20 protein-coding genes are annotated in these 24,739 nt (G+C 59.1%); 9 read left to right on the forward strand and 11 right to left on the reverse strand.

Annotation, left to right across the window (positions count from 1 at the left end; translation table 11 throughout):
* Nucleotides 1–22: 22 nt before the first annotated feature.
* The gene (locus tag PY649_RS16995) at nt 23–2,335 is read left to right on the forward strand and encodes an NADP-dependent malic enzyme (RefSeq protein WP_285869741.1); all 2,313 of its coding nucleotides are present in this window, start codon (nt 23–25) and stop codon (nt 2,333–2,335) included.
* A 265-nt stretch (nt 2,336–2,600) separates the two neighbouring features.
* Entirely contained in the window at nt 2,601–3,362 is a 762-nt protein-coding gene (locus PY649_RS17000; RefSeq protein ID WP_285869742.1) for a hypothetical protein, read from the forward strand.
* On the opposite strand, the gene PY649_RS17005 is transcribed toward PY649_RS17000, so the two are convergent.
* From PY649_RS17005 to PY649_RS17015, 3 genes are all read right to left on the reverse strand, one after another.
* The gene (locus tag PY649_RS17005; RefSeq protein ID WP_285869743.1) at nt 3,322–5,079 is read right to left on the reverse strand and encodes an ankyrin repeat domain-containing protein; all 1,758 of its coding nucleotides are present in this window, start codon (nt 5,077–5,079) and stop codon (nt 3,322–3,324) included. The two genes, PY649_RS17000 and PY649_RS17005, sit on opposite strands and share 41 nt — an antisense overlap.
* Before the next feature lie 166 nt (nt 5,080–5,245).
* Nucleotides 5,246–6,073, reverse strand: coding sequence for a TolB family protein (locus PY649_RS17010; protein WP_285869744.1), 828 nt, complete (start codon nt 6,071–6,073; stop codon nt 5,246–5,248).
* Between the two features lie 30 nt (nt 6,074–6,103).
* Nucleotides 6,104–7,783: an NAD+ synthase gene (locus PY649_RS17015; protein ID WP_285869745.1), complete on the reverse strand. Its 1,680-nt coding sequence runs from the start codon at nt 7,781–7,783 to the stop codon at nt 6,104–6,106.
* Between the two features lie 188 nt (nt 7,784–7,971).
* Between PY649_RS17015 and PY649_RS17020 the strand changes: the two genes are divergently transcribed.
* Nucleotides 7,972–9,900, forward strand: coding sequence for an LTA synthase family protein (locus PY649_RS17020; RefSeq protein WP_285869746.1), 1,929 nt, complete (start codon nt 7,972–7,974; stop codon nt 9,898–9,900).
* An 81-nt stretch (nt 9,901–9,981) separates the two neighbouring features.
* Nucleotides 9,982–10,530 carry a DUF1003 domain-containing protein gene (locus PY649_RS17025; protein ID WP_285869747.1) on the forward strand — a complete coding sequence of 183 codons (549 nt, stop codon included), beginning with the start codon at nt 9,982–9,984 and terminating at the stop codon, nt 10,528–10,530.
* A 1-nt stretch (nt 10,531) separates the two neighbouring features.
* Here the strand turns inward: PY649_RS17025 and PY649_RS17030 are convergent, their stop codons facing one another.
* Complete coding sequence (locus PY649_RS17030; RefSeq protein WP_285869748.1) at nt 10,532–11,122, reverse strand: IMPACT family protein; 591 nt, start codon at nt 11,120–11,122, stop codon at nt 10,532–10,534.
* Between the two features lie 98 nt (nt 11,123–11,220).
* On the opposite strand from PY649_RS17030, the gene PY649_RS17035 reads away from it, so the two are divergent.
* The gene (locus tag PY649_RS17035) at nt 11,221–11,412 is read left to right on the forward strand and encodes a hypothetical protein (protein WP_285869749.1); all 192 of its coding nucleotides are present in this window, start codon (nt 11,221–11,223) and stop codon (nt 11,410–11,412) included.
* Nucleotides 11,413–11,482: 70 nt separating this feature from the next.
* Here PY649_RS17035 and PY649_RS17040 read toward each other — a convergent pair whose 3' ends face one another.
* The 5 genes from PY649_RS17040 to rpiA all read right to left on the reverse strand — a co-directional run bounded on the left by PY649_RS17040 (nt 11,483) and on the right by rpiA (nt 16,460).
* Nucleotides 11,483–11,908 carry a GFA family protein gene (locus PY649_RS17040; RefSeq protein WP_285869750.1) on the reverse strand — a complete coding sequence of 142 codons (426 nt, stop codon included), beginning with the start codon at nt 11,906–11,908 and terminating at the stop codon, nt 11,483–11,485.
* A 161-nt stretch (nt 11,909–12,069) separates the two neighbouring features.
* Nucleotides 12,070–13,443 carry a class II 3-deoxy-7-phosphoheptulonate synthase gene (locus PY649_RS17045; protein WP_285869751.1) on the reverse strand — a complete coding sequence of 458 codons (1,374 nt, stop codon included), beginning with the start codon at nt 13,441–13,443 and terminating at the stop codon, nt 12,070–12,072.
* A gap of 145 nt (nt 13,444–13,588) precedes the next feature.
* The gene (gor, locus tag PY649_RS17050) at nt 13,589–14,974 is read right to left on the reverse strand and encodes a glutathione-disulfide reductase (RefSeq protein ID WP_285869752.1); all 1,386 of its coding nucleotides are present in this window, start codon (nt 14,972–14,974) and stop codon (nt 13,589–13,591) included.
* Nucleotides 14,975–15,157: 183 nt separating this feature from the next.
* Nucleotides 15,158–15,745: a DUF2059 domain-containing protein gene (locus PY649_RS17055; protein ID WP_285869753.1), complete on the reverse strand. Its 588-nt coding sequence runs from the start codon at nt 15,743–15,745 to the stop codon at nt 15,158–15,160.
* Nucleotides 15,746–15,758: 13 nt separating this feature from the next.
* The gene (rpiA, locus tag PY649_RS17060) at nt 15,759–16,460 is read right to left on the reverse strand and encodes a ribose-5-phosphate isomerase RpiA (protein ID WP_285869754.1); all 702 of its coding nucleotides are present in this window, start codon (nt 16,458–16,460) and stop codon (nt 15,759–15,761) included.
* Nucleotides 16,461–16,656: 196 nt separating this feature from the next.
* Between rpiA and PY649_RS17065 the strand changes: the two genes are divergently transcribed.
* Complete coding sequence (locus PY649_RS17065) at nt 16,657–17,331, forward strand: HAD family hydrolase (protein WP_285869755.1); 675 nt, start codon at nt 16,657–16,659, stop codon at nt 17,329–17,331.
* Between the two features lie 186 nt (nt 17,332–17,517).
* Nucleotides 17,518–18,687 carry a retroviral-like aspartic protease family protein gene (locus PY649_RS17070; protein WP_285869756.1) on the forward strand — a complete coding sequence of 390 codons (1,170 nt, stop codon included), beginning with the start codon at nt 17,518–17,520 and terminating at the stop codon, nt 18,685–18,687.
* 133 nt (nt 18,688–18,820) lie between these two features.
* Here PY649_RS17070 and PY649_RS17075 read toward each other — a convergent pair whose 3' ends face one another.
* Complete coding sequence (locus tag PY649_RS17075) at nt 18,821–20,719, reverse strand: L,D-transpeptidase family protein (protein ID WP_285869757.1); 1,899 nt, start codon at nt 20,717–20,719, stop codon at nt 18,821–18,823.
* A gap of 418 nt (nt 20,720–21,137) precedes the next feature.
* On the opposite strand from PY649_RS17075, the gene fumC reads away from it, so the two are divergent.
* Complete coding sequence (fumC, locus tag PY649_RS17080; protein ID WP_285869758.1) at nt 21,138–22,529, forward strand: class II fumarate hydratase; 1,392 nt, start codon at nt 21,138–21,140, stop codon at nt 22,527–22,529.
* A 58-nt stretch (nt 22,530–22,587) separates the two neighbouring features.
* Here fumC and PY649_RS17085 read toward each other — a convergent pair whose 3' ends face one another.
* Entirely contained in the window at nt 22,588–22,824 is a 237-nt protein-coding gene (locus PY649_RS17085; protein WP_285869759.1) for a hypothetical protein, read from the reverse strand.
* Between the two features lie 235 nt (nt 22,825–23,059).
* Here PY649_RS17085 and PY649_RS17090 point away from each other — a divergent pair, with 235 nt between their 5' ends.
* Nucleotides 23,060–24,667 carry a fumarate hydratase gene (locus PY649_RS17090; RefSeq protein ID WP_285869760.1) on the forward strand — a complete coding sequence of 536 codons (1,608 nt, stop codon included), beginning with the start codon at nt 23,060–23,062 and terminating at the stop codon, nt 24,665–24,667.
* Nucleotides 24,668–24,739 lie beyond the last annotated feature (72 nt).

A 24,739-nucleotide genomic window follows, 5' to 3' on the forward strand; every position in this document is an offset into this window, starting at 1 on the left:
GCAAGCAGGAACGGAGGGCGTAATGGATACGCACGATACATCGAAGACAGCCAAGAACATGGCGAGCGGCAATCTCGACGAACAGGCTCTCTTCTTTCATCGCTATCCCCGTCCCGGCAAGCTCGAAATCCAGGCGACGAAACCGCTCGGCAACCAGCGTGACCTGGCGCTCGCCTATTCTCCGGGCGTTGCCGCACCTTGCCTCGCCATTCGAGACAATCCGGAAACGGCCTTCGATTACACCTCTCGCGGCAATCTAGTTGCGGTCATATCCAACGGTTCAGCCGTGCTCGGCCTCGGCAATATCGGCCCGCTTGCCTCGAAGCCGGTGATGGAAGGCAAGGCCGTCCTGTTCAAGAAATTCGCGGGCATCGATGTCTTCGATATCGAAGTCGCCGCACCCACCGTCGATGAAATGGTCAGCACGATATCGGCGCTGGAGCCGACCTTCGGCGGCATCAATCTGGAAGACATCAAGGCACCCGAATGCTTCGACGTCGAGCGCCGTCTCCGCGAAAAGATGGAAATCCCGGTCTTCCACGACGACCAGCACGGCACTGCCATCATCGTCGCCGCCGCCATCCTGAACGGGCTGGAACTGGCCGGAAAGAAGATCGAGGACGTCAAGATCGTCGCCTCGGGCGCCGGTGCGGCGGCGCTCGCCTGCCTCAACCTGCTGGTCATCCTCGGCGCCAAACGCGAGAACATCTGGGTCCACGATATCGAAGGCCTGGTCTACAAGGACCGCAACGTCCTGATGGACGAATGGAAGTCGGTCTATGCCCAGGACAGCGACAAGCGCGAGCTTGCCGAATCCATTCCGGGCGCCGACGTCTTCCTCGGCCTGTCCGCCGCCGGCGTGCTGAAGCCCGAGCTTCTCGAGCAGATGGCGGAAAAGCCGCTGATCATGGCGCTTGCCAACCCGACGCCGGAAATCATGCCGGATCTCGCTCGCGCTGCCCGCCCCGACGCCATGATCTGCACCGGCCGTTCGGATTTCCCGAACCAGGTCAACAACGTCCTCTGTTTCCCCTACATCTTCCGCGGCGCGCTCGATTGCGGCGCCAAGACGATCAATGAAGAAATGAAGATGGCCGCCGTGCGCGCCATCGCTGCTCTCGCCCGCGAAGAGCCTTCCGATGTCGCTGCTCGCGCCTATACCGGCGAAACGCCGGTCTTCGGGCCTAACTACCTGATCCCCTCGCCCTTCGACCCGCGCCTGATCCTGCGAATTGCCCCCGCCGTTGCGAAAGCTGCAGCGGAAAGCGGCGTGGCACTCCGCCCGATCCCCGATTTCGACGCTTATATGGACGAGCTCAACCGCTTCGTGTTCCGCTCCGGCTTCATCATGAAGCCGATCTTCGCGGCGGCGAAGATTGCGGAACGCAAGCGCGTCGTCTTCTCCGAAGGCGAAGATGAGCGCGTGCTGCGCGCCGCCCAGGTTCTTCTTGAAGAGGGTACCGCCGCTCCGATCCTGATCGGCCGTCCCTCCGTCATCGAGACACGTCTCAAGCGCTACGGCCTGAAGATCCGGCCGAATACGGATTTCGCCGTCATCAATCCGGAAGACGATCCGCGCTTCCGCGAATATGTCGATCTCTATTTCTCAATGGTCGGCCGTAGCGGTGTCATTCCGGAGGCGGCGCGAACGATCGTGCGTACCAACGCTACCGTCATCGGCGCGTTGGCGCTGAAGCGCGGTGAGGCAGACGCGCTGATCTGCGGTCTCGAAGGCCGTTATGAGCGCCACCTGCGCGTCGTTCGCCAGATCATCGGCAAGCGCCCGGATGTCCGCGACTTCTCGGCGCTAAGCCTGCTGATCTCGCAGCGCGGCGCGACCTTCTACACCGACACCTATGTCACCTTTAACCCGACTGCCGAGGAAGTCGCCGAGTCGGCGGTGCTGGCAGCCGAAGAGATCAAACGCTTCGGCATCTCGCCACGGGTGGCCCTCGTTTCGCACTCGAACTTCGGCTCGCGGGAATCGGAAAGCGCGACCAAGATGCGCAATGCCCTGGCGCTTGTCCGCGAGATGGCACCGGAGCTGGAAGTCGACGGCGAAATGCATGGCGACAGCGCCATCTCCGAAAGCCTGCGCCGTCATGTCATGCCGGACAGCACGCTTTCCGGCGAAGCGAACCTGCTCGTCTTCCCGAACCTCGATGCGGCCAACATCACCCTCGGCGTGGTCAAGACCATGACCGACGGTCTGCATGTCGGCCCGATCCTGCTCGGTACGGCGCTTCCCGCCCACATCCTGTCGCCCTCCGTCACGTCGCGCGGCGTCGTCAACATGGCGGCCCTTGCGGTGGTCGAGGCCTCTCAGCCGAATTGAGCGAACACCCGCTTTCGACGGCCGCCCTCGGGGCGGTCGTCATGAAGCCGTTGGTGACCAGCCGGTCGGTCATCTCGAAATTACCGATGCGCCGGCACTTCTCGGCCGGAGATCTCACAAGGCAGCCTTAAAGATGGGCTGGCCCACGCTCCATCTTCGGTCAGTTCGCAAAAGCTGCACCTCAAAAGCACATTTCTGATAGGAACGTTGTTAAGCTCCGTGCAGTATCGTTCCCTGGGTCGAACCGCTTTCGAAGAGCAAGATTGTGAACTGCGGCAGAAATTTTTCCTCCTGTCTTTTGCTGTCCCTGTTGGCGACGGCGCCCGCCTTTGCGCAGACGAATACCATTTGCGATGAATTGCGCGGCCGATATGCCAATGTCACCGAAGTCATCGGTGCCAGCGCCGAGACGCGGCAGCTTTCACGCGCCATCGTCCGACAAAATGTTATGATCCGGCAACTCAGGAGCGATATGCGCAATCAGGGTTGCACTCTCGATAGCAGCGTGGTGATCTTCGGCTCCGGCTCGGGGGATAACGGCGCCTGCGATGAGATGCAGAGGTCGCTTGATCGGATGCAGCAGGACCTTGGTTCGCTGATGGATGAGCGCGAGCTGAGCTTGACCCGCGTCGACGCCGAGGGTGCGCAGCGCCGGCAATTGCTGACTGCCATGCAGCGGAATGGCTGCAGCATCCCGGCTTCCGCTGAGCCCGACACCGTCATCAATACCAGATTGAAGCCGGACCCCTATGCGGCTGAACAACGGTCGCTGATGCAACCGGAAAGCTCTATCACAACAATCGAGACGCCGAGGCCTCTACCCGATACAACGTTACCGCCCCGTCAGGCACCGGTGACCTCCGCGCCATCGATCAGTCAGGTTCAGCCAAAGCAACTGCCACCGGATCGGCCCTACGATCCCGCAACAAACAAGGTGCGTCAGGTCGGACCGCAATTCCTCGCTCCCGACCAGGGCAGCCTCGATCTCAAGCATCCGAAGGCGCCTGGTCCACAGCCTGCGCAATAGACGCTTTGAGCAGTGAGATAATCGCCTCGTCACCCGTCTCCTGCGCCAAATCCCTATACGAACGGGCGGACGCATCTCTCACCGCACGATCGGCGCCGCGCTCCAGCAGAAGGCGAACTGAATCCACCTGAGCATTGAGGATCGCAAAGCCGAGCGGCGTCAACCAGTCGCGATCTGCGCTCGCCTGTCCGTGTGGACGGAAATCGCCGAAGCGAATGTTCATCTGATCAGGATGCGCATCCAGATGTGCGACCAATTGCTCAACTTGGCCAAAGGCAGCAGCGGCAAAGATATCGAGTGGCTGCGTCTTCAGGAATTCGACCATTTCCTCCTTGCCGTTATACTCCGCCCAACCGACCGGCGGCGAATAGTGATAGGGATCTCGGATGGTGGTGTCGGCACCGTGTTCGATCAGCAGCTTCGCCATATCGATATGGCCATGCAGAGCGGCCTCATGCAGTGGCGTGCGGCTGGTCATGGCGTTGACGTCGAGGCCAAGGGCGAGCATGCGGCGGACGGGGTCGAAGACATTGTCCCCCGCAGCTTCGTGCAGCATCGCGGGATGGGCTCGATGCATGGCTGCGGGGATGTCAAGTTCCGGCACCGTCAGTCTCATCTGGTCGACCGATATTTCACCGGTCATGATCTGAAGGTAAAGCCAATCCTCCTGTTTCAGACGGACGGCAACAGCCCCCTTCCGTACGAGGTACATCGCCAGTTCCTTGCTGCCACCGATCCGCGCCCATTCGAAAGGCGTTCGGCCATTGACCTGGTCGTTGACGTCGGCCCCGTGTTCGACCAGCAGCCTGACACGCGCGGCCATGCGCTTCTCACAGGCCCAAGCCAGTTGATAATCGAACACCGTCCGCGAATTCGCCACTAGCCGACCGTCTTCGCGCACGAGCCAATTGTTCTTGTCGGCGGCGGAAAGCCCATATTCAAGCAGCAATTCTAGGCAGGAATTGTCCGGCTCGAACATGCGATTATAAAGCGCCTGGCTGTCGTTCACTTCGGCGCCGGCCTCGAGCAATAGACGTGCGAAAACTTCGCAGTCGGGATGCGGTGGCTGCCGGACCTTTCCGGCTTCGCCCTCTCCGAAAACGCCGGTCAACGCCGTGAAGCGATATTGACCGCCGTCGAGGAAGAAGGCGTTGGGATCGGCCCCACGCTCGATCAAAGCCCGCGCCGCCGGCAAACTGGAGCAGTCAGGCAGGCGAGCATAGGCGGCATAGAGCAAGGGCGCCCAATCATAAGGCCCGCCTTTCCGATCGAGAAGCTGCGGCTGCCGATCGAGCCAGCGCGCCACGCCGGCGGCATCGCCAAGCGCCGCGGCAATGTAAATGCTGTCCCCGGCGATCTCAGGATTAGCCTCCAGCAATTGCAACGCCTCATCGAAGCGTGCGGGATCGGCCGGAATATGGCCAAAGTAGGAGACCGTTGCCAGCGATAGGAATTGGTTGGCAAGCTGATCCGGGGCAGTTTGCCTGCGGTTGGCGCTTTCCAGATGTGTCTTGAGTTTCGTCCAGCTTGAAAAGCCATATTCGCGGGCAAGGACAAGCTGGATGTCTTGAAGCCCAATTTCGGCGGCATCGGCGAAGTACAACGCGACACGGCTGCGCGCCGATAAATCGCCGGAATGAACGGCTTTCAAAAAAGCCTTGGCCTGTTTTTTTAGGGAATCGACGGTGGCATTGCCCGCCAGGGAGCGCGTGGTCACGATAGACCTCCTTTCATTCACGTCCGGTATCCGCGCCCACAGACTGAAAAGAGGTGTGGCAGTCTTACTTGCTATGCATCAGGTGGGCCTTGCCCTTCCCGCGGATCGGATGCGCCCTGCGAACGATCCAAAATTTATAGTGAGCGCCCTGACCTGTCCAGAGAGATCAAACCGGCTCGTAACGGACATAGGCGAACTCATCGCCATTGGGCGCCCAGTTCGGCACATTGATCGTGCCCTGCCCGCCGAAAAGTTCGAACAGCGTCGCAAGATTGCCGCCATCCATATCCATCAGCCGCAGCCGGACATGGAGATCGCGCGGATGGTCGAAGACATCGGGGTCGTAGGAGATCAGTACGACCTTGTCGTTCTTCGGCGACGGATGGGCAAACCAGTTGCCGTAATTGTCGTTGGTGATCTGCTGTAGCCCGGTGCCGTCGGGATGGATGCGCCAGATCTGCATCAGGCCGGTGCGGCTGGAGTTGAAATAGATCCATTGTCCGTCGGCGGAATAGTCAGGCCCGTCATTGCGGCCCTCGCCATGCGTCAGCCGCGTCTCTTCGCCGCCATCGATCGAAATCGTGTAGATATCGAAGATGTTATCGCGAATACCGCAATAGGAAAACCGCCGGCCATCGGGTGACCACCCATGCCAATAGGATGGCAGATTGCGCGTCACTTGCCGTGGCGTTCCACCTTCAGCGGGCAAAACATAAATGCAGGACTTGCCGTGTTCCGTCTTGTCGGAAATGGCAATCAGCGAGCCGTCGGGCGATATGCCATGGTCGTTGTTGCAGAGCCGTGCAAATCCGGTGTCAACCTGAACGGCCTCCGCCTTGCCGTCGAGCGGTAGCCGATAAAGCAATCCGTCGCCGTTTAGCAACAGATACCGCCCATCCGGCGAAAAATTCGGCGCCTCGACCAGCCGCTCGGTCTGCCAGACCACGCGATTTTCACCGGTGCGGATATTGTAGATCTCGACCGAACTGCGCATTGCATCTCCACTCGCCGTACGGCGCCGCGATCAACGATCGCGGAACCGATTGGTGATCGGATAGCGCCGATCACGACCGAAATTCTTCTTGGTGATCTTCACGCCCGGTGCCGACTGGCGGCGCTTGTATTCGGCGAGATAAAGCAGATGCTCGACGCGATGGACGGTCGCGACATCGTGCCCGCGTGCGACAATCTCCTCGACGGCCATTTCCTTTTCTACCAGGCATTCCAGGATATCGTCGAGCACCGGATAGGGCGGCAGCGAATCCTGGTCCGTCTGGTTCGGCCGCAGCTCGGCTGACGGCGCCTTGTCGATGATGTTGGAAGGGATCACTTCGCCCGATGGACCAAGCGCACCCGGCGGCACATGCAGATTGCGCCAGCGCGACAGCGCATAGACCTGCATCTTGTAGAGGTCCTTGATCGGATTGAAGCCGCCGTTCATGTCGCCATAGAGCGTCGCATAGCCGACCGACATTTCCGACTTGTTGCCGGTCGTCACGACCATCGAGCCGAACTTGTTGGAGATCGCCATCAGGATGGTTCCGCGGGCACGGCTCTGGAGGTTTTCCTCGGTAATGCCGCTATCCGTGCCTTCGAACAGATCCGAAAGTGCAGAGGTGAAGCCGGTCACCGGCTCCTCGATCGGCACGATGTCGTAGCGGCAGCCGAGCGCCTTGGCACAATCGGCGGCATCTTTCAGCGAATCCTCGGAAGTATAACGATACGGCAGCATGACGGTGCGCACCCGTTCTTCGCCGAGCGCATCGACGGCGATCGCAGCGCAGATCGCCGAGTCGATGCCGCCGGAAAGTCCGAGCACGACCGATTTGAAACCGTTCTTATTCACATAGTCGCGAAAGCCCAGCAGGCAGGCACGGTAGTCGGCCTCTTCAGCTTCCGGGATATGCGCCATCGGCCCTTCGGCGCAGTGCCAACCGCTGCTGTTCTTCTTCCAGGTGGTCACCGCCAAAGCGGTTTCGAACTGGCTCATCTGGAATGCCAGAGTTTTGTCGGCGTTGAAGCCGAAGCTTGCGCCGTCAAAAACGAGCTCGTCCTGCCCGCCGACCTGGGCTGCATAGATGAGCGGCAGGCCGGACTCGATCACTTGGCGGAGCGCGACCTGATGACGGACGTCGACCTTGCCGCGGTAGTAAGGCGAGCCATTCGGAACCAGAAGAATTTCCGCCCCGGCTTCTGCCAGCGTTTCGCAGATGCCGAGATCGTTCCAGATCTCCTCGCAGATCGGAATGCCGATCCGGACACCCCGAAAGTTAACCGGGCCCGCGATGGTACCTTCGTCGAAGACCCGCTTCTCGTCGAACTCGCCGTAGTTTGGCAGATCGACCTTGTCCCTGACGAAGATGACCTTGCCGCCATCAAGCACAGCGACCGAATTGTAGCGGCCTGTCTCGTCCTGGCGCGGAAAGCCGACGATCACGCCCGGTCCGCCATCGGCGGTATCGGCGGCCAGCTTTTCCACGGCCTTCCAGCAGGCCCGGATAAAGGCCGGTTTCAGCACCAGATCCTCCGGCGGGTAGCCGGAGATGAACAGCTCCGTCAGGAACACAAGCTGCGCGCCTTCGCGCGCCGCCTCAGCCCGCGCTTCCCGCGCCTTGGCAAGGTTCCCGGCAACATCGCCGACCGTCGGATTAAGCTGAGCGACGGCGATGCGGATGGTGTGAGTGATGGGGCTTTGTTCTGTCATGCCATATATTTAGCGAGCGCAATCCTGTTCCGCAACAGCCTTCGGCTGTCTTCGCGCGCCAAAGAGCGCGGTACTCGCATAGGCGGCATTTTCTCAAGCAAAATACTAAGCAAGTCTTGCGATTCATCCCGCATTCATGACAAGGGAGCGACACTTATGTGAACGATCTATAACATTCGGAGAGGCCGGTGGTTGCCTTAATACCAGGTTCTGCGTCGGCAGGCAGGTCCGCCATTCTGCAAAAGCTTGCAACGGCGAGACAACAATCGACGGCTTTACGTCAGCTTCTCAGCCTTAGCCTGACTTTCCTGCTTGCGCTCCTGACCGTTGTCGCCGTCGAGTGGAGTGCGCGCGGCGAACTGACGGATATTGCAGGCTACTTCATTTCACCGATCCGTCCCGCATTCACGACGGTCGGCGTCATCATGCTGTTGATGCTGGTGCTCGACGCAATCTTCGGCCGCGCGCATCAATCGACATTGATTGTCGCCCCCCTGGCCCTGATCCCGGCCCTCATTTCCAATCAGAAACAACATTATCTCTCCGATCCGCTTTACCCCTCGGATTTCCTTTTCGCCCGTCAGATTATGGAGCTTATGCCGGTTATGCTGCGCGAGCGGCCATGGACCGCGGTTGCGGTCGCCGTCGGCATTGTTGCCTCGATCACCGCCCTCACCTTTCTCTGGCGCTATGTCTGGCGGCATGCGGCACCGCTTTCGCACAATGCGAGGATCGCACGGCTGTCCATCTGCCTGCCGCTGATGGCCGTCTTTGGCTCGCAGATGGATCCAACGGAAAATTCGCTGATCCGGGAAAAACTGGGTATCATCCCCATCGTCTGGGACCAGAAGGAAAACTACGGCTACAACGGCTTCATCATGGCCTTCTTGCTGAATGTGCCGATGGCCGATGTCAAAGCGCCAGCGGGTTACGGCCAAAATGCGATCGACGCCATACCCGCCCGCAACTATGGCTATCTTTCCAGCCCACGCGAAAAGCCCGACGTCATCATGCTGATGAGCGAGTCTTTCTGGGACCCGACCAGACTTTCCCAGCTGAGCCTCAGGCCCGATCCGATGCCGAATATCCGAACAGCACAATCGGGCCATGTATTCTCCCCCGAATTCGGCGGCATGACCGCCAATGTCGAGTTCGAAGCGCTGACCGGCTTCTCCAATGCCTTCCTGCCGTACGGCAGCATTCCCTACCAGCAATATGTGCGCCGGCCGATGCCGTCGCTCGCTACCTTCTTCCGCGGCGAAGGCTATGCGGCGCGGGCCATCCACCCGTTCAGCGGCTGGTTCTGGAACCGCAACGAAGTCTACAAGGCTTTCGGTTTCGAGGAATTCCTCACCGAGGAGACCATGGCGCCAATGGAGAAGCGTGGCCTTTTCGCCTCCGACGACTCGCTGATGAAGGAGATCATGCGCGAGGGCGACGCCATGGAGCGGCCGTTCTTCTTCTTCGCCGTCACCCTGCAAGGCCATGGTCCCTACGAACCGCATCGTTACGTGGAGAATACCGTCGACATCCAAGGCGATCTCAGCGACGCCGATCGCGACACGCTCGCGACTTATACCCAGGGTGTTCGGGAAGCCGACCAGAGCTTGAAAATGCTGATGGACTGGGCTTCGAAGCGCGACCGCGAAACGATCATCGTTCTCTGGGGCGATCATCTGCCGCCACTCGGCGCGGTCTATCCGGATACCGGATATATGCCCGAACAGGTGGCAACACGAAAAGCGCCGCTCGACGTGATGAGGCAGGAGCATGAAACGCCGCTGGTCATCTGGTCGAACAAGAAGGGCGTGCGCAGGGATATCGGCACAATCAGCCCGTCGCAACTGCCCTATCACATCCTGAAGACCGCCGGTTACGAGCACCCCTTCTACACCGGCTTTCTCGGCCGCGTGCAGAAGAAATACACCATCGTCGATCGTTACCAGTTGGCGGCGCGCGACGGCCTGGCCTTTCCGGATTGGGCACGGAAGGAGCAAAATCTCGATCCGCTAGTGCGCGACTATCGCTATCTGCAGCATGACACGATGTTCGGACGGGAATACGGTCTCGACCGATTCTTCCCGTCGCGTGCCCGGCTCATCGACCAGAACAGTTAGGCAGCCGCCCTTTTCGCATTGCATTTCCATCGGGCAATCGAATACTTGCGCCGAAAGCGATCAAGTCTTCGGAGTGTTCCCATGTATAATTTGCCCAATTTCGTTCATCAGCATTTCGACAAGACGGCCGACGAGCTCGGCGATATCGAAAAGCGCGTGCTGAAAAAGGCGCATGAGCGGAAAATCGTTTCCACCGACATCAACGCCGCCTTCTCGGCGGAGGCATCCAGGGGCGAACGCCTCGCAGACAGCATCGCCCGCGTCGGCGGCTCCTGGTCGTTCATATTGGCGTTCCTTGCTTTTCTCGTGGTCTGGTGCGTGGTCAACACCATCGTGCTCGTCACGCGCGCTTTCGACCCCTATCCTTTTATCTTCCTCAACCTCGTCCTCTCCATGCTCGCTGCGATCCAGGCCCCGATCATTATGATGTCGCAGAACCGCCAGGCTGAGCGCGACCGTTTCGAGGCGGCAAAAGACTACGAAGTCAATCTCAAGGCCGAACTGGAAGTGCTCTCCTTGCATCAGAAGATCGACCTGCATGTTCTGACGGAGCTTTCGGCCCTGCGCGAGGAATTCGCAAGGCTGAGCAGGAGGCTCGAAGACAAGACCGGCGAGAGCCCGATCGTCTAGGTCAATCGTCCAAACGAAGCGCCGAGCGCCCATTGGTAAGGTCATTTATGAGTTGTGCGACGGCTCGGACATCCTCTTGGGGCAGTTGGATTGTCGCATCGCAACCTTCGTCAGTGTAGCGTTGCTCGACTATGCGAACCTGATCGAGCGAGGCGAGGCGTGCCCTCACGAGCGCCAAATCACCAAACTGAATTTTCGCTTGTCCGGCAATCATTAGCGTAAAGGCGGTGAGCTTCGCTGCCTTCAGGCAGGCTGCAGCGGTGCCGCCGTATGCTCGCACGAGACCTCCCGTCCCGAGCAGCATTCCGCCGAACCACCTGGAAACGACCAAAAGCGCACAATCGACTGATTGCCCATCGATTGCCGCCAATATTGGCTTTCCGGCCGTACCGCTCGGCTCACCATCATCCGAAAAGCGGTAAGCTTGTCCTATGCGCCAGGCCCAGCAATTGTGATTGGCACCTGTAGCTGCAGCGATGGTTTGAAGAGCCAGTTTCGCTGTCTCCTCGGAGTCGACGGGGATTGCGACCGCGCAAAACCTACTCTTCTTGACGATCTGTTCGAAGCTGCACTGTTCTTCCAGGCGAAACATCTTGATCCCAGCGGCATGACGTGCGGTGCTCGCATCCAACGCTATCGCAGGAACCAAGTGCAGCAACCGTAGTTTCTCCATAAACGATGGAGGCGAAAATGTATCGCGATTTGAACGGGTTCTATGAAAGAAGAGAGAGCCCCCGGAAGCCGGAGAAGAAGCCTCCGCGTTTGACACCAGGGCAGCAGAAGTTGCTGATGTGGGCGCTTGGACTTGAACTCCTGCTGCTATTTCTAGCCCCGGTTGGCGGCGTCTCTATTGTCAGCGCGTTCCTGTACATCGCGCGATGATCGGATCGTCCCACTTCTCTAGGCCGTGTTAACGGAAGAGCTTGCAGGCTTGGCGCCTATCGACAAAAATCTAATCCGAAGGCCCGGCTGTCAGCAGTCCTGGACGGCCCTGTTGGTACTGCGGCAGCTCATCGGTGATTTCGTAAAAATCGCCCTTGTCGGCGCAGTAGATATGGTAGGCAAGCTTCAGGTCGCTCGGCCGGTCGAAGAGACCCGCCATAATCGAGATTTCCTCTGCGCTATCAGCCACCCAGAAAAGCGCTGAACCACAGGTTCGACAGAAACCGCGACGGGCAAAGGAACTGGCACGATACCAGGTGATCGCATCCTCGCCTTCGATCGTGATATTGCCAAGCGAAACATTGGTCGCGGCGTAGTAAAGCCCGGTCTGCTTGCGGCACTGCGAGCAATGACAGGCGACAACCTCCCGCAAAGGGCCATGTGTCTTGAAACGCACACTGCCGCAGAGGCAAGCGCCGGTATGTTCGCTATTCATGCTGTCTCCCCTCTTTTCATGGCAAGTTCGACGACGATGCCGCTGGCGTCAAATGCAAAGAAATGAAGCAGGTTTCAGCGAGATTGATTGCGAAAGCGGAAAAGAACAACGGGCCAGCATGAGCCGGCCCGTTCGCAAATGATGTCTTGATATGCTCGCTATCAGCCGTGCGCGCGCAGACGCTTCTCGTCACGGCCGCCCTTCATGCGTTCGGCGAGCAGAAAGGCAAGCTCCAGAGCCTGATCGGCGTTGAGGCGCGGATCGCAATGGGTGTGGTAGCGATCCTGCAGATCGTCGGCCGTGACAGCGCGGGCGCCGCCCGTGCATTCAGTGACATCCTTGCCCGTCATCTCGATATGGATGCCGCCCGGATGCGTGCCCTCGGCGCGGTGAATCTGGAAGAAGCTTTCGACTTCCGACAGGATGCGCTCGAACGGCCGGGTCTTATAGTTGTTGAGCGTGATCGTGTTGCCATGCATCGGATCGCAGGACCAGACAACCTTGCGGCCTTCGCGCTCGACCGCCCGAATGAGGCGCGGCAGATTGTCGGCAACCTTGTCGTGGCCGAAACGGCAGATCAGCGTCAGGCGACCGGCTTCGTTGGTGGGGTTCAGGATATCGATGAGGTTCAGCAGATCGTCAGCCTGCAGCGAAGGGCCACACTTCAGGCCAAGCGGATTTTTGATGCCGCGGAAATACTCGACATGGGCGTGGTCGGCCTGGCGCGTGCGGTCGCCGATCCAGATCATGTGGCCAGAGGTGGCGTACCAGTCGCCCGACGTGGAGTCGACGCGCGTGAAGGCTTCCTCATAGCCGAGTAGCAGCGCTTCATGGCTGGTGAAGAAATCGGTTTCGCGCAGGCTCGGATTGCTCTCGGCGGTAATGCCGATCGCCTTCATGAAATCCATAGTCTCGCTGATGCGGTCCGCGAGCTTGCGATAGCGCTCGCCCTGCGGGCTGTCCTTGACGAAACCGAGCATCCACTTGTGCACGTTCTCGAGGTTGGCATAGCCGCCCATGGCGAAGGCGCGCAGGAGATTGAGCGTAGCGGCCGACTGGCGGTAGGCCATCAGCTGGCGTTCCGGATTGGGGATACGCGCTTCCTGAGTGAACTCGATGCCATTGATGATGTCGCCGCGATAGCTCGGCAGCGTCACGCCGTCCTGCGTCTCGATGGCCGAAGAGCGCGGTTTGGCGAACTGACCGGCGATACGGCCGACCTTTACGACAGGAAGCTGCGCACCGAACGTCAGAACGACAGCCATCTGCAGGAAAGCGCGGAAGAAATCGCGTATCGTGTCGGCGCCATGCTCCGCGAAGCTTTCGGCGCAGTCGCCGCCCTGCAGCAGGAAGCCGTTGCCTTCGGCGACATTGGCAAGATGCGCCTTCAGACGGCGAGCTTCACCGGCAAAAACGAGCGGCGGATAGCTTGCAAGCTGTGCTTCCGTGGCTGCCAGCGCTGCCTGATCCGGATATTCCGGCACCTGCTGGATCGGTTTTTGCCGCCAACTGCTCGGTGTCCAATTCTCTGCCATCTCACTCACCTGTTTCCGCACCCGGTCTTCGCCAAGTGCCTGCCGTCACAAATAACGCGCGCTTATAAACCTTTGCCCGCCTCTTGCAAAGGCGGACCATCTGTTCGGAAGGTCTTTTATGCGCGGCAGAATTACTAGCCTATTCCTATACCCGCTCGCCGTTACGGATGCGATAGCTTGGCGTATACATCGTCACCAGCTCCTCGGAGGCCGTGGGATGAACCGCCATGGTGCGATCGAAATCTTCCTTGGTGCAGCCGGCCTTCACGGGAATGCCAAGCAATTGCGCCATCTCGCCGGCATCATGGCCGAGAATGTGCGCGCCGATAACCTTGCGATCGGCAGCATTGACGATCAGCTTCATCATCGTCCTCTCGTTACGGCCTGATAGCGTCGCCTTCATCGGCCGGAACTGGGCACGATAGACTTCGAGTTCCGGATAGCGCTTGGCGGCGTCCTCTTCGGTCAAGCCCACCGTGCCGATCTCCGGCTGCGAGAAGACGGCAGTCGGGATCAATTCGTGATCCGGGCGGGTCGGATTGTTCTTGTAGACAGTTTCGATGAAGCACATGGCCTCATGGATCGCCACCGGCGTCAACTGTACCCGATCGGTGACATCGCCAAGCGCATAGATGTTCGGCACCGAGGTGCGCGAATATTCGTCGACGACGATAGCGCCGAGTTCGTTGACCGCCACGCCTGCAGCTTCCAGGCCGATATTCTTGGTATTCGGCGTGCGGCCAAGTGCCAGCATCACTGTGTCCACGTTCAGCACCTTATCATTCTTTGTCCGAACGCTCAGGCCGTCGTCCATCTTCGTTACGCTTTCGATGATGTCATGGCAGAGGATGCGAATACCCTTGGCCTCCATTGCCTCATGCAGGCCCTTGCGCAGATCCTGGTCGAAGCGCGACAGGATCTCGGCGCCGCGATAGATCAATGTCGTCTCGACACCGAGCCCGTGGAAGATATTGGCGAATTCCACGGCGATGTAGCCGCCGCCGGCAATCAGGATCGATTTCGGCAGTTCTTCCAGGTGAAAAGCTTCGTTGGACGAGATGCAGAGCTCGTGGCCGGGCAGCGCCGCATGCAGGTTCGGCGTGCCGCCGGTGGCGACGACAATCGTTTCGGCGGTAACGGTTCTGCCGGTCTTCAGCAGGCGGATCGTATGAGCATCGACCAGCTCGGCGCGGGTATCGAAAATATCCGCCTTGGCGTTGTCGAGTCCCTTGCGATAGAGCCCTTCCAGACGGGCGATTTCCTTGTCCTTCGCCTCGATCAGCTTCTTCCAGTCGAATGTGCTTTCGCCGACCGTCCAGCCGAAGCCGGCTGCATCCTCAAAATGCTCGCTGTATTGCGAGGCGTAGACGAAGAGCTTCTTCGGAACACAGCCGCGGATGACGCAGGTGCCGCCATAACGATATTCTTCGGCGATGCCGACCTTCTTGCCGAGCGATGCGGCGACGCGCGCGCCGCGCACGCCCCCCGAACCGCCGCCAATGACGAAAAGATCGAAATCAAAGGAAGGCATCGGATACTCCTATGGAAATGAAGCTGCGCGCGACGCGCCGAAAAAGGGTCGGCACTGATATAGGATTTCGAAGCGTAAAAAGAAAAGCCCGGAACGATATCCGGGCTTTGGAATTCGAGTGCCTGGTCCATGATCCCGAAAACGTGAACCGATTTTCGGATCAAATCATGGACGGGATCGAGCTTACTTCTTCGCTGCCGGCTTCTGTGCCGGAGCCGCCGTTGCCGGCTGAGCGTTGTCGGTGGTGTCGGCCGGCACGGGAGCGATCGGGGCCTTTACGACCTTCTGCAGAGCGTCGCTGCTTTGGTTGGCGAGATCGCGCGAGATGCCCTGCCCCCAGATATCAGCGGCCTTGTAGAGCTCACGCGTTGCAATCGGGCCATCCTTGAGAAGCTTCTTGCCGGCGGGCGAGTTGTAGAAATCGGCGATCGCCTTCAACTCGTCGGCGGTGAAAGCCTTCGCGTAGGTCACAGCGGCTTCCCGCTCGAGGTCGGCGCGGCGCGGCGCCAGGGCAAGTGCGGTTGCGTCGACGGACGAATTGATGGCATCACCGAAGTTCGGGTTCGCCTGGATCATCGTGCTCTTTAACTGTTCGGCGAGATTCGGCAGGATGTTGTCGAACTGGTTCGTGATGCCGAGCGCGTTGATAGCAGCCCGCGCAGCCTTGATCTGATCTTCCGTGACTTCCTGAGCGCTGGCGGAACCGAGCGCGATGCCTGAAAGAACGATGGTCGCAGCGGCAAAACGGCCAAGACCCGTTATTTTGATCATGAGTTCAGTGCTCCTATGTATTGTTCGCCTGCAACGTGCGCGCGCCGGCAGGGCCGGCAATGATCGCAAGTGTCGCCATATTGATGAAGAGCCCGTGTTCGACAACACCGGGAATCGAATGCAGCTCAATCGACAGCGCCTCTGCATCAGGAATGCGGCCAAAAGATGCGTCGATAATGAAATGTCCACCGTCGGTCATGAAGTTGCCATCACCCGACTGGCGCAGGTTGAGTGCGCCGGCAAGACCAAGACGGGATGCCGCCTTTTCGATCAGGATTCGCGTCGAAACGAGGCCAAACGGATTGACCTCGATCGGCAGCGGAAAAGCGCCAAGCATCTCGACGACCTTGCTCTCGTCGGCAATGACGATCATCCGAGCCGACGAAGCCGCTACGATCTTTTCGCGCAACAACGCACCCCCTCCGCCTTTGATCAGACGTAGGGCACCGTCCACCTCGTCGGCACCGTCGATGGTGAGATCAAGCTCGGGAAGCTCATCGAGCGACTTCAGCGGCACGCCGAGCTCGACACAGAGCCTGGCCGTACGTTCGGAGGTCGGAACGCCCTCGATCGCAAGCCCCGCCGCAACTTTTTCTGCGAGCAACCGAACGAACTCTTCCGCCGTGCTGCCCGTGCCGATGCCGAGCCGCATGCCGCTCTCGACATCGGTCAGAGCCGCCCTTGCAGCTTCGATCTTCATTTGGCGGGCGTCCATGCGCCACCTGCTCCCATTATTGCGTTGGTGTGCTGTTTACACGGCTCTCCTGGCAAACGAAAGCCAAAATAACGGCTCCGCATAGAAATCAGCGGCCATATTCGAACAAGCTTGCGGAGCCTTCGGTTGCAATTGCCGGCCCGATCTTCTAACTCGAAAGACCTGCTTATCCTTCTTACCCAAAGGTCGATTCCTCGTGAAATCTCCCCTTGTCGTATTCGATCTCGACGGCACGCTGCTCGATACTCATGCGGATCTCGTCGAAAGCCTCAACCATACGATTGCCGCATTGGAACTGGCGCCGGTTAATTACAGCGACCTCACCTATCTTGTCGGCAACGGCGCCCAGGTCATGATCGAACGCGCCTGCAAGCTTCGAGGCTATATTCTGAAGTCGGAGGAACTGCCGACATTGCTGCAGCGATTCATCGCACACTACATCGAGACGATGCCCGGCCTGACGCAGCCCTATCCGGGTCTGCTTGCGGCATTGGACGCCCTGAGGGCACAAGGCTACAAGTTCGCTGTCTGCACTAACAAGATGGAGTCGCTCGCACGCATCCTTCTGGAGCGGCTCGGGCTCACCCACTATTTCGAGGCGATCACCGGCGGCGATACCTTCACCGTTCGCAAGCCAAATGCGGAGCACCTGATCGGCACCGTGGAACGCGCCGGCGGTGACCTCCGCCGCACCGTGATGATCGGCGACAGCATCAACGACATTCTGGTTGCCCGCAATGCCGGCGTCCCTTCCATCGCCGTCCCCTTCGGCTATTCGGACGTCAGCGTCGATACCCTCGGCCCGAACCGGGTCATCACCCACTATGACGAGCTCACACCAGCGCTCGTCCGCGACTTGCTGGCTGCGTAGAACCGGACTGTACCAGGGTAATTTGCTGGAAAGGTTGTAGCGGCACTTGCGCGATTCGCGCTCCTGCGCCACAACTTGAGCACGCCTCAACTCAAACGAAACGATTGGCCGGCTCGTAGCATATAGTCCGGTTTTGTCTGCGTCGAAGATGAAGCGTACAACGCATCTCGACAGCGGAGTGCACGCTTGCTCATAGCAGACCCCGAAGACCGCAATGCCGGTAGACTGCCTTCTCGTAAAGGGCTTTTCGCACCCATCTTCCGCACAGTTACGATTTGCATCGCGCTCTGCGCTGGCATTGCGTTTTACATCTATGGCGATCGCATCATCGGTTACGTCGAAAAGATGGTTGCAGCCAAGCCCGATCCGGCGTTACTCGCGATCTATAAGCAATACGATATCGAACCACTGCCGAATGTGGTTGCCGGCCGTAACCCGATGTCCACTTATCTTGACATGCTGCGTCGCGAGCCATGTGATTGGAATGCGCTCTACAAATTTGGCATGGAGCTGCAAGCGCAAGGCTATCGCCATGAGGCTGCGACGGCACTTGTGGCATTTTCCAATAAGTGCACCCCCTCCAATGTTGCCCTTCAGAGTGCAGCCAGCATTCTTCTTAACCTGAGCGAGTTCGACCAAGCGCAGAAGGTCGCCGATGACTTGATTGCGATGACGCCGGGAGTGCCGGATTACCATTTCCTACGAGCGCAGATCCGGCAAGGAGCAAAGAAATATCGCGATGCTATCGGCGACTACTATTCAGTTATCGGCCTCACGGACAACGTGGCGAACTTGAATAGCCTCACCTATCAGGGCATTTCCGACAGCTACCGTGCGCTTGGCGACTATTGCGCGGCGCTCACACCGCTGCAGAGTTGGATATCAATCAATCCGGATCGAAACGATACCTCCGTCGTGCGCGGGATCATCAAGAACTACGCCGCACAAGGGAAATGTACATCCACCTATGCCGCGGGCAGCGATCGTTTCCCGACGCAAGGCAAGGACGTCATTGTTGCTAAAGTATCGATCAATGGTGTCAGCGGCAATTTCGTGGTCGATACAGGCGCCGGATTCGTCAGTGTCACTAAGGCATTCGCTTCCCGCGCCAAGCTGCCAGTCGATTCTGCCAACGACATTTTGCTGCAGACGGCCAACGGTGTCTCTCAGGGCACGCGAGCGTCTGCGGCCACGGTGAAAGTTGGACGGGTCGAAGCCAACGACGTCGCCACCGTCATCCTTAACGATGATATGGCACTTGGCAGCGCCATCGACGGATTGCTTGGCCGCTCATTCCTCTCCCGCTTTGACGTCACCTTTGGCACTCACGAATGGCGGATCGAGACGAAGGAATAGAGCCGGCGCGTGGGCGGCCATCTATGATCGATGCCAAACGAGACTTTCGGCCTCCATCGCGCTTAGGCTGCGCTGAAATGACAAAGAAGGGGCCCAATGGACCGCCTCCTGGTATTCTTAGTCTCATCCCAAATCAGATTTGTGCCGACCGCGCCTTGGTCGTCGCGTCGAGCGCCTTCTGCGTTGCCGCATCGCGATCGTAGACATCGTTGAAATACTGCACGACGCCATCCTTGTTCGGCCAGGCGGTGAAATAGGCGATGTAGATCGGAAATTTCTGCGGCACGGGCACGGCCTTGTTCTGGCCGGTGGCGATCTGCTTTGCGACATCGTCGACTGTGGTGTTCAGCACGGCAGCTGCCATGGCGCGCGGGTCGGCAAGGCGGACGCAACCGTGGCTCAGCGCGCGCATATCCTTCTTGAAGAAGCTCTTTTGCGGCGTGTCGTGCATGTAGATCGCATGCGAGTTCGGGAAGAGGATCTTCAGCTCACCCAGCGCATTGTCGCTGCTCGGCGGCTGGCGGACGGAGACATTCTTGGTCGAGCCATACCAGTCGACACTGGACGACGCCACAGCATGGCCGCCGACCTCAACCTGATAACCCATGCGGTCGAGATAGTTCGGATCGGCACGCAGCTTGGGCAGCATTTCGTTGATGATGATCGACTGCGGAACACCCCAGAACGGATTGAATTCAACGGTCTGGATCTGGTTCTCGAAGAAGAACGTCTGATGCTGCTTGCCGCCGACGACGACACGCATCGACAGCTGTTCCTGGTTGTTGTTGTGATAGTAGACCATGAAGGCCGGCTGGTTAATCAAGACGTAGCGCGGGCCAAGTTCGTCCGGCAGCCAGCGCAACTGCTCCATGGCGATGACCAGCTTCTGGATCTTCGCGTCGTTATTCTCGCCGACCATGGCGCGAACCGAAGATTGGCCGATGACGCCGTCAGACGTCAGGCCTTTTTCTTTCTGGAAGTCTTCGACCAGCGAGACGAGGTCCGGCGTATAGTCCGGCGTGCCGGTGTAGCCAGCAAGCGTCACGGCGTTCTTGACCTTCAGCGCATCCGAACCGCGTTGCTCAATGGCCTTGACAATATTGGCCATCTCCGGCGAGCTGCCGCCGGGCTTCAGGGTGCCATCCAACGCGATGGAGATATGGGCGCTATCGCTGCTTTCGCCGCGAAGCTTCGCAAGCTCGGCCTTCAGTTCCATGAACTCCTGGTTCGAAGGGCTGCGGCTATTGAGATAGGCGGCAACATCCGGGCTCGCCTGCAGCAGGCCGAGAACCGGCGTCAGGTTGACGTCCTTGCGCTTGAAATCGTGATACCCGGAGATCTTGTTCGGGTCGAGACGGCCGCGGACCGTATCCTGAACGAACATCAGTACCTTGCTGGAAAGTGCAAGCTCGAATTGCATCAAGGCGCGGTCGCGCATGGTCGGATCGACACTTGCGGGATCGAAGCTCGGGGCCTGAACCGCATAGTCGGCCGGGTCGAGGCCGACGGAGCCGGCATCGGCCAGAACAGCCATGGCTGCCTTCGCCTTGTCATCGATGACATTGTCGGCAACCCAGACGAGCGGCTTGCTCTGGTCCGCATAATAGGCCTCGAGCGCCTTGGCGATGTCATTCGTCGCCATCACACGAGCGTCGGTCAGAAAGCGGCGCTGCGAAGCGCTGGTATCGACGGCAACCGGCGTCGTCGACGCATCCGCAACAGCCCCGGTCACCACCGGGTCGGCGAAGCGGTTGGACGCCACGAGACGCATCGGCTCGGGCTTGTAGGTGTAATATTTGGGCGCGCTAACCGTGGGGAGCGGTTCTTTTGTCTGCACCGGCGCAGCGGAGCTAACGCCCGGCTGACCGCGACTCGCGTTGAGCGGAGCGTAGACTTGCGTGCTCTCCTGGCGCCCCTGGCCACCGCGAATGAAGTCCATGAGGGTCATGGCATTTGCGGAGGTCGCGCCCGCGGCGGAGATGCCGCAGGAAAGCGCCAGGACGGATGCTGCGGCTTTAGTGACAAGTTTCATTCTCTAATCAGTCCCCGTGTCATGCGGTAGCCTCGAGGCAGACGGCGCTGTTTTCAGTTCAACTCGGCCACGATGTTCAAAACACCGTTTAACCATTAGAATTAAAACGGCCAGACCCCGCCTTTCGTTCAATGCCTCAACTTTGTGTGACAAAGCGGAAGCATCCTTCGCGGTTTAGTTCGAACAAAATTATGAAATTATTAGTTAATTTTTTATTGAAGTTTCGCGCGGTTTTTGAGTGGCAATAAAGACGCTCTGAAGAATATCTATCGAGCGTGTTAAAAAGAACACGGCCCTCCTTACCGTCCGGAAAACATGATGAGAATACTCATAAAATCCCTCGTTCGCTGTTTTCTTGAGCGTCGTTCGGACCTATATGACGGCTATCCTTTTCAACGGAAAAGCAGGATCAGACAGAATGACCGCCACCCGCACTGAAACCGACACTTTTGGCCCGATCGAAGTAGCAAGCGACCGCTATTGGGGCGCACAAGCGCAGCGCTCGCTGGGCAACTTCAAGATCGGCTGGGAAAAGCAGCCGCTATCGATCGTACGCGCCCTCGGTATCGTCAAGCAGGCGGCGGCGCGTGCCAACATGGAACTTGGTCAGTTGGACCCTGCTCTCGGAAAAGTGATCGTCGAGGCGGCCCAGGAAGTCATTGACGGCAAGCTCAATGAGCATTTCCCGCTGGTCGTCTGGCAGACGGGCTCCGGCACGCAGTCGAACATGAATGCCAATGAGGTGATCTCGAACCGGGCGATCGAAATGCTAGGCGGCGTCATGGGCTCCAAGAAGCCGGTGCATCCGAACGACCACGTCAATATGAGCCAGTCGTCGAACGACACCTACCCGACGGCAATGCACATCGCCTGCGCCGAGCAGATCGTTCATCACCTGCTGCCGAGCCTCAAACATCTGCACGCGGCGCTGGAAAAGAAAGTTGCCGACTTCGCCCATATCATCAAGATCGGCCGCACCCATACCCAGGATGCCACGCCGTTGACCCTCGGCCAGGAGTTTTCCGGCTACGCCGCGCAGGTCGCCTCGGCTATCAAGCGCATCGAACTGACGCTGCCGGGCCTTTGCGAACTCGCCCAGGGCGGCACAGCCGTCGGAACCGGCCTAAACGCGCCGATCGGCTTTGCGGAAAAGGTGGCCCACGAAATCGCCGGGATCACCGGCCTGCCCTTCGTCACCGCGCCGAACAAGTTCGAGGCGCTGGCCGCCCATGACTCCATGGTCTTCAGCCATGGCGCCATCAATGCCGCGGCCGCCGCTCTCTTCAAGATTGCCAATGATATCCGCCTGCTCGGCTCCGGTCCCCGGTCCGGCCTTGGTGAGCTGGCCCTGCCGGAAAACGAACCGGGTTCGTCGATCATGCCGGGGAAGGTCAATCCGACCCAATGCGAAGCCATGACGCAGGTTTGCATCCACATCTTCGGCAACAACGCCGCACTGACTTTCGCCGACAGCCAGGGTCATTTCGAACTGAACGTCTACAATCCGATGATGGCCTATAACTTCCTGCAGTCGGTACAATTGCTCGGCGACGCAGCCGTCTCTTTCACCGACAATTGCGTCGTCGGCATCGAGGCACGCGAGGACAATATCAAGGCTGGTCTGGAGCGCTCACTGATGCTCGTGACGGCGCTGGCCCCGAAAATCGGCTACGACAATGCCGCGAAGATCGCCAAGACGGCGCACAAGAACGGTACGACCTTGAAGGAAGAGGCTTTGGCGAGCGGTCTGGTTTCGGCGGAAGATTATGACGCCATCGTTCGACCGGAGACGATGATCGGGCCGAAGTGAATTCGGCCCAGTAAGAAAGCACTTCCGGTATCTGCCGGAAGTGCTTTGTCTGTAATGATTAGTGTACCGACGCGGTGATCGGCTTGTAGTGCAGCGGTGCGCGGTCGCTCGGATGTTCCGGGATCATGTCGGCGGCGGTCAGGACGTCAGCCGGGTTGATCGACGCCATGATTTCCTTGTGAAAAGCATGCTGCAAATAGCCATTGTGACTGAGTGCCAGCATGCTCACTCCGACGACCGCTGCGGCAACCGCTAGCGGAGAGATGTGGTGATGATGATTGTGGGAGATATCCATGATCTCAACCTGTCCCAGGGCTGTTTGGGCACCTGCCCTGCCTGTATGGTTGAAATGTGCTCCTTGCTGGTCGTTCTCTCAAGAGCGGTTTTGAGCACCAATTGTCTACAGGACATTGACAATCACATCTCTTGAAATTCAGTTGTGACATCCAGCCAATTGCATTTGGACCTTGCCGGATTTAGACCGTTCGCAAACGTCTCTCCCGCCACATCAAGGCATTGAAAGGTCCCGCATGGCTGACGATCTCTTTCCCCTCGGCGACGACGCCACCCCCTACCGCAAAATCTCCGGCGACTATGTTTCCGTTGATACGTTCAAGGGCCAGGACATCCTGACCGTCGATCCCGAGGGCATCCGACTGCTTGCGGAGACGGCCTTTGCCGATATCAACCACCTGCTTCGCCCCGGTCATCTGCAGCAGCTTGCTTCCATCCTCGAGGACCCGGAGGCGACCGATAACGACCGCTTCGTCGCCTACGACCTGCTGAAAAATGCCAATATCGCCGCAGGCGGAGTGCTGCCCATGTGCCAGGATACCGGCACGGCGATCATCATGGGCAAGAAAGGCCGCCGCGTCTGGACCGAAGGCGGCGATAGCGCGGCTCTGGCAAAGGGTGTGCTCGACGCCTACGAAAAGAAAAACCTGCGCTACTCGCAGCTCGCGCCCATCAAGATGTTCGAGGAAAAGAACACCAAGAACAATCTCCCAGCCCAAATCGACATCTATGAGGAAGGCACCGACGCCTACGAATTCCTCTTCGTCGCCAAGGGCGGCGGCTCGGCCAACAAGACCTTCCTCTATCAGGGTACGCCGTCGCTACTCACCCATGACCGCATGCTGGATTTCCTCAAGGAGAAGATCCTGACACTGGGCACGGCGGCCTGTCCTCCCTACCATCTGGCGATCGTCGTCGGCGGCACCTCAGCGGAGATGAACCTCAAGACCGTCAAGCTCGCCTCGACGCGTTATCTCGACTGTCTTCCCACGGAGGGCTCCGAAAACGGGCATGCCTTCCGCGATATCGAGATGGAAAAGGAAATCCACAAGCTTACGCAGAGCCTCGGTGTCGGCGCGCAGTTCGGCGGCAAATATTTCTGCCATGATGTCCGCGTCATCCGCCTGCCTCGCCATGGCGCTTCGCTGCCGATCGGCCTTGGAGTCTCCTGTTCCGCCGATCGGCAGGCCAAGGGCAAAATCACCCGCGACGGCATCTTCATCGAGCAGCTTGAAACCAATCCGTCGAAATACATGCCCGAAATCGACGAGGCCAAGCTTTCCGAATCGGTGATCCGTGTCGACCTCAACCGGCCGATGGCCGACATCCTGGCGGAACTGTCCCGGCATCCGGTCAAGACCCGGCTGTCGCTGACCGGCACCATCATCGTCGCCCGCGACCTGGCGCATGCAAAAATCCGCGACCGCCTGGAAAAAGGTCAGGGCATGCCGGATTATCTGAAAAACCATCCCGTCTACTATGCCGGCCCGGCCAAGACGCCGGCCGGCTACGCCTCCGGCTCGTTCGGCCCGACGACGGCTGGACGCATGGACAGCTACGTTGACCAGTTCCAGTCCTTCGGAGGCTCGATGGTGATGCTCGCCAAGGGCAATCGCTCGCGTGCGGTGCGCGAGGCCTGCAAGGCACATGGCGGCTTCTATCTTGGCTCGATCGGCGGCCCGGCCGCGCGCCTCGCTCAGGACTGCATCAAAAAGGTCGAAGTGTTGGAATATCAGGAATTCGGCATGGAAGCGGTCTGGAAAATCGAAGTCGAAGACTTCCCTGCCTTCATCGTCATCGACGACAAGGGCAACGACTTCTTCCAGGAACTCAATCTCGGCTGAACTTTGTCGCCAGAACAGACAAAAGGAAGGCGCCTTGGCGCCTTCCTTGTAAGTGTTTATTATAATGAAATT

It is taken from the genome of Rhizobium mayense (assembly GCF_030272705.1).
GTDB lineage: Bacteria > Pseudomonadota > Alphaproteobacteria > Rhizobiales > Rhizobiaceae > Rhizobium > Rhizobium mayense.